Origin of the sequence: Mycobacterium sp. (assembly GCF_049802695.1) — a bacterium.
In the GTDB taxonomy this organism is placed as follows: Bacteria; Actinomycetota; Actinomycetes; order Mycobacteriales; family Mycobacteriaceae; genus Mycobacterium.
This window is the reverse complement of record NZ_JBARMY010000008.1, coordinates 1-5645: the sequence shown is the minus strand read 5'-3', so window position 1 is coordinate 5645 and position 5645 is coordinate 1. Positions and strand designations below refer to the sequence as shown.

The 5645-nt window shown below is 66.3% G+C and carries 6 protein-coding genes and 2 pseudogenes; 2 read left to right on the top strand and 6 right to left on the bottom strand.

What is annotated here, in order from left to right; all coding sequences use genetic code 11:
• The 4 genes and pseudogenes from WA317_RS00355 to WA317_RS00340 all read right to left on the bottom strand — a co-directional run.
• Nucleotides 1–395 (bottom strand): annotated as a pseudogene (locus WA317_RS00355) (alpha/beta hydrolase); the annotation flags it as partial.
• Between the two features lie 9 nt (nt 396–404).
• Complete coding sequence (locus WA317_RS00350; protein WP_425171138.1) at nt 405–1193, bottom strand: pyrimidine reductase family protein; 789 nt, start codon at nt 1191–1193, stop codon at nt 405–407.
• A gap of 47 nt (nt 1194–1240) precedes the next feature.
• Nucleotides 1241–1771, bottom strand: a complete 531-nt coding sequence (locus tag WA317_RS00345; protein WP_425171139.1) for a GNAT family N-acetyltransferase — start codon at nt 1769–1771, stop codon at nt 1241–1243.
• A gap of 32 nt (nt 1772–1803) precedes the next feature.
• Nucleotides 1804–1935: pseudogene (locus WA317_RS00340) on the bottom strand (Clp protease N-terminal domain-containing protein); the annotation flags it as partial.
• A gap of 129 nt (nt 1936–2064) precedes the next feature.
• On the opposite strand from WA317_RS00340, the gene WA317_RS00335 reads away from it, so the two are divergent.
• The gene (locus tag WA317_RS00335; protein ID WP_425171137.1) at nt 2065–3552 is read left to right on the top strand and encodes an alanine/glycine:cation symporter family protein; all 1488 of its coding nucleotides are present in this window, start codon (nt 2065–2067) and stop codon (nt 3550–3552) included.
• Between the two features lie 7 nt (nt 3553–3559).
• Here WA317_RS00335 and WA317_RS00330 read toward each other — a convergent pair whose 3' ends face one another.
• Complete coding sequence (locus WA317_RS00330) at nt 3560–4726, bottom strand: NAD-dependent formate dehydrogenase (RefSeq protein WP_425171136.1); 1167 nt, start codon at nt 4724–4726, stop codon at nt 3560–3562.
• Between the two features lie 179 nt (nt 4727–4905).
• Here WA317_RS00330 and WA317_RS00325 point away from each other — a divergent pair, with 179 nt between their 5' ends.
• On the top strand, nt 4906–5370 hold the full coding sequence (locus tag WA317_RS00325; RefSeq protein ID WP_425171135.1) for a DUF732 domain-containing protein: 465 nt from the start codon (nt 4906–4908) through the stop codon (nt 5368–5370).
• Nucleotides 5371–5406: 36 nt separating this feature from the next.
• On the opposite strand, the gene WA317_RS00320 is transcribed toward WA317_RS00325, so the two are convergent.
• Nucleotides 5407–5645 (bottom strand): alpha/beta fold hydrolase (locus WA317_RS00320; RefSeq protein ID WP_425171134.1); only part of this gene is annotated, 239 nt, incomplete at its 5' end.

Genomic DNA, 5645 nt, shown 5'->3' with positions numbered 1-5645 from the left:
GACGGCAGATCCGAACCGGTGGTGAAGACCACCGGGCCTGCGTCGGGCGGGGTCTGCACCGAGCGGGCCCGCACTGCTCCGATGCTCAGGCTTCCGCTGGCGCCGTTCGCCGGGTCGAGGTCCGCATCGTAGGTGGCGCAGTCCAGCGTGACTCCAGGAGCGGCCGGCACCGCGGCGTCGGAGAACGAGCGTGCCGTGCAGTCATGCCAGGACAGGTCGTTTTTGGGCGCTGCGACGGGCGGAGGACCACTGGGCGGCGGCGTGGTCGGGACCGCGCCCTTGTGGCGGCCGGAGTTGGTCGCGAAATGTGGGTTGGCGGCCAGCACGGGAACGCAACCGGCCAGCAACGCGGTCGCCGCGAGGAGGATCGTCGCGGACGTGGCGGGCCGGCTCATGCGACCACACTAGCGAGCGGCGCTGGGCCGGCTTCGCACGTAGCGGGTGTACAGATAACCGGACTCATCGGTCAGGATATGCGCGCAGCGCATGCGGGTGAGCACCTGACCGGGACCGGAAGCGATGCGCGGCCCGGTTCCGCCGACCAGGCATGGCGCGATCGTCAGACAGAGTTCGTCGAGCAGATCGTCGTCGACGAAGGCGCTGAGCAAAGTAGGTCCGCCCTCGGTGAGCACCCGGCTCAGTCCGCGGGCGGCCAGCGCCGCCAAGAGAGCGGAGAGGTCGACCCGGAGGGCTTCGTCGCCCGAGCAGTCGACGACGTCGGCCAGGCCGGAAAGGCGGTCGCGGATCGCGTCGGCTGCCGCGGCGCAGGTGAGCACCAGCGGCGGCACCTCGGTGTGGGTGAACACCGGCAAGTCGTGGTCGAGCCGACCGGACACGGTGACGATCGCCAGCTGCGGCACTTCGCTTTGTCCCCGGGCCTGGCGATGTCGCCGCTCCCCGGCGGACAGCCGGGCACCGCCGTAGCTTTCGGCCCGGACGGTGCCGGCGCCCACCACGATGACGTCGGCGAGGGAGCGCAACAGGTTGAACAATGCGCGGTCGCCGGGTCCGCCGAGTGCGCCCGTGGTCCCGTCGACGCTGGCACCGCCGTCCAGGCTGGTGATGAAGTTGGCCCGGACCCACACCCGCTGAGGGGCGTCCGGATACCCGTAGAGTTCCGGCAGCTCGCCGTCGCCGATGTCGCGTACCGACCCGAGCAGCTGCAGGGGTGTTGCGGCGGCGGGGTCAGTCATGTGCTCGATTGCAGCACGTCGCCGGCGTGCCTGTCTGCAGGCCCCGATCACAGCGGGCGGACCATGACATAGTCGTGCTCGAAGTGCCCGCCCAGACGAAACGTCCTGTTGCCGGTGACCGTGAAGCCGTGCTTCGAGTAAAACCGTTGTGCCCGTGCGTTCTTCTGGTTGACCCCCAGCCACACGCAGCCGGCGTTCGCGTCAGCGGCAGCAGCCAGCGCATGCTCCATCAACGCCGCCGACACCCCGGCCCCATGTTCGTCGGGCACCACGTACATCTTCGAAAGTTCGATGGCCGGGCGGATTTTGACAGCTTGCGCAATGTCGTTGTCGTCGGCGACGCCGTGCACCAGCATGGTGTAGCCGACGATCCGGTTGTTGTGGTGTGCGGTCAGGACCACGCGGGCCGGGTCGGTCAGATAGTCCACGAATCGGGCGACGGACAGGTTGGCGTCGATGAACGCGGCGATGTTCTCGGCACTGACCGACGGCGGACATGCCAGCGGAAACGTGTGGGCGGCGAGGGCGGCCAACTCTTCGGCGTCGACGGAATCCGCGGCAGCAATCCGCACGGCCAGCACGGGAGTCCACGGTAGCCGGATGCGATCCGTCAGTCGTTGCCTCCGCCGAGCGACTCCAGCATGTCGATGAGGTCCGTCTCGACGCGATGCTTGTTCAGGCCCGCCCGGTGCAGCGGTCCGCCGCCTTCTTCGAGTTCGAGCAGCGCGAGCAACAAATGTTTTTCAGGCGCGAGGTGTGACTCAGTTGTTACACCGCCGCCGCCCAGGGCAAAGCGACGAAACGTATCGTCAACATTCCGCGCATACGCTCGGCAAACAACGACGGCGCGCAGGTCTTGGGAGGAAGCAGTATGGACGTGCTGCAGAAGGCGTTCGTCGTTCCGGTCAGCAACGCCCTCTACAGCTACGTTCTCATCTACTTGCTCATTGGTGCCGGCATCTATTTCACGGTGCGGACCCGTTTTGTCCAGTTTCGATACTTCGGCCGGATGTTGCGCCAATTACGCCGGTCCGGCAGCCAGGAGGGCGGAATCTCGTCGTTTCAGGCGTTCTGCGTCGGGCTGGCGGCGCGGGTGGGCGTCGGCAACATCGCCGGGGTTGCGATCGCGCTGACCGTCGGAGGACCCGGTGCGGTGTTCTGGATGTGGGTGGCGGCGGCCTTCGGCATGGCGACCGCGTTGATCGAAGCCACCCTTGCCCAGATCTTCAAAGTTCGGTCTGATGATGGGGCTTTCCGGGGCGGCCCGGCGTACTACATCCAGCGGGGGCTGGGCTCACGCGCGGGCGGGGTGTTCTTCGCCGTACTACTGGTCTTCTGCTCCGGCGTCGCGTTCAACATGGTCGAGGCCAATGCGATCAGCGATGTTATGCACAGTTCGCATCATGTCGGAGTGGGTTGGACGGCGGTGGCGCTGATCGCGTTGGCGGCGCCGATCGTGTTCGGCGGAGTGCGCAGCGTGGCCCGGCTCGCCGGAGTCGTCCTGCCCGTCGTAGCGCTGGCGTATGCGTTGCTGGCTACGGTGGTGGTGGCGGTCAACATCACCAACCTGCCGAGCGTGTTCGGCGAGATCATCGGTGGTGCCTTCGGAATCCGCCCGATGGCAGGGGGGTTCGCCGGCGGCATCGCGGTCGCCATGCTTAACGGGGTCAGGCGCGGCCTGTTCGCGAACGAGGCGGGGATGGGCAGTGCACCCAACGTCGCGGCCACCGCGACCGTGTCACATCCGGTCGAGCAGGGTCTGATCCAGTCGCTGGGGGTGTTCGTCGACACCATGGTGGTCTGCACGGCGACGGCGTTCATCGTGTTGGTGTCCGGCCCCGCGGTCTACGATCCTGCGCATCCCGGCGCCGTCACCGGCGCGAGCCTGACTCAGTCCGCGGTGGCCGCCGGGCTGGGCTCGTGGACCACCGGTTTGATGACCGCGGTGGTGTTCATCTTCGGGTTCTCCGCTGTGCTCGGTGATTACGTATGTGCGGAGGGCAACCTGCTCTTCTTGGGCGGCCGGCGCCGGGTGATCACCGCGCTGAAAGTGTCGACGCTGATCTCAATCGGTCTCGGCGCGGTGTTGAAGCTGATGTTCGTCTGGGCGCTCGCCGATTTGGGAATGGCGCTGATGGCGATCGTCAACCTGGTGGCGATCTGCCTGCTGGGCAGGTGGGCGTTCGCCGCGCTGAAGGATTTCCAACGCCAATCAAAGGCCGGCGACGATCCGGTGTTCGTGGCTGACGAGGCCGATCTGCCGGGTGTTCTCGACGGCAACGTATGGCAGCGACCGGCGCGCGCGCCGGTCAGCGACGGGCTGAGCAGTGCCCCGCCACCGGTCACGGCCGTCGGCTAGCGGATAGTCACTTTCCGCCGGATCCCGCGGTGTAAGAGGCGGCCCCGGTGCCGGCGAGGCGTCCGCCGTCGACGATCAGGTACTCCTCGCGGATCTGCCGGCCGGCGAACCAATCCTCCAGGATCTCTCGGGTGCCGGCGGCGTAACGTGCCTGCGCGGACAGCGTCGTGCCCGACACGTGCGGCGTCATCGCCTGGTGAGGCATGGTTCGCCACGGATGATCGGCCGGTGGTGGCTGCGGGTACCAGACGTCACCGGCGTAGCCGGCGAGCTGACCGCTCTCCAACGCTGCCACGATCGCGTCGCGTACGCAGATCTCGGCGCGGGCGGTGTTGACGATGTACGAGCCGCGCCGCATGGACGCCAGCAGTTGCTCGTCGAACAGGCGGTAAGTCTGCGGATGCAGCGGTGCGTGAATGGACAACACGTCGACCGCGCGGGCCAGCGACTGCACGTCGGGATGGAATGTCAGATCGAGTTCTTGTTCGACTGCGGTGGGCAGCCGGCGGCGGTCGGTGTAATGCAGGTTGACATCGAACGGCGCGAGGCGGCGCAGCACCGCCTGGCCGATCCGTCCGGCGGCCATGATTCCGACGTCGAAACCCTCCAAATCATAGGCGCGTTCGACACAGTCGGCGATGTTCCAACCATCGATTGCGTACTGATGGGACGGAACGAAGTTGCGTACCAACGCCAGAATCTGCATCACGGTGTGCTCGGCGACGCTGATGCTGTTGCTGAAGGTGACCTCGGTGACGGTGACGTCGTGGGCGATCGCCGCGTCGATGTCGACGTGATCAGAACCGATTCCGGCGGTGACCGCCAGCTTGAGATTCGGCGCTTTGGCGATCCGCTCCGCGGTCAAATATGCCGGCCAAAAAGGCTGCGAGATAACAATTTCCGCGTCGGGAAGGGCGCGCTCGAACTCGGATCCCGGCCCCTCCTTATCAGAGGTCACCGTCAGGTGGTGGCCACCTTCTTCGAGAAAATTACGCAGCCCCAGTGCGCCGGAGACGCAGCCGACAAGCTCGCCGGGCTTGAAGTCGAGCGCTGAGGGGCTGGGAACGATCTGCCCGTCGGGATAGCCAGCCACCGACGGGATGCTGTCTCGGGCGTACACCGGGGGATAGCCCGACACCGGGTCGGGATACAGCACGATCACGACGTTCGCCATGACGACCGACTCCTCTGCGAATTGTCGTCTCAGCAGGTGCGACCGCGCCTGCGTCCGACCGAGGGTAGTCCTGCGCGAGAGACCGGCATCTTGTTGCTTCTTGTTTCGAAGACCTCAGCAACGTGTTAAAAGTAATCGCTCGGCGTGCGAATGCGGCATGTGGCGGTGATGATGCATGCATGCGAATTCGACTCACGCTGCCCGTCGCGGCCGTCGCGGCCGTCGCGATCGCCCTCGCGGCGCCAGCCCACGCCGACGACAACAGCAATTTCCTGTTCGACATCAAAAACGCCGGGATCAACTTCGACGACGCGAGCACAACGGTGACGGCCGGCAGGACGGCCTGCAGAATGCTGGAGGCCGGGTCGAGCGACGACGAGATCGTCACCAATCTCGAGCAGCAGAACCCAGGATTCAGTCACGCAAAAGCTCAGACGTTCGAGCAAACCGCGGTAACCGACCTCTGCCCGGACGACGCCAGCGGGTCAGACGAGCAGCCGGCCGGCGCCGACCTTGGCGGAGGGTCGGCGTCAGCGCCAGGGTCGGGGTCAGCGTCAGGTCAAGCGCCTCAGTCAGGGTCACAGGCCGGGCCGCCGGGGTCGAGCACCGGTACAGGCCCGCCGAACGGGACTGCGACTCATTGAGCCGAATACTAGTCGGAGGCAGGCGGTGCAGCAGGCTTATCGCCGGTTCCACCACGACGTAATGGCATTTGCGAAGTCGGCAGGCGCATCGGACTGAACGAAGTGTCCGGCGCCTTTCAGGACGACAGTGTGGTGCTGTTTCAGCAGACCCTCCCAGCGGTGAAGTTCCTTCATCCGGAAGGCGATGTCGGCGTCACCCCAGACGAGCAGCGTCGGCACGTCGACCAGCGACTCCAGGCCGCTTTCCAAGTCGGTTAAGAACGAGCGGGCGGCGA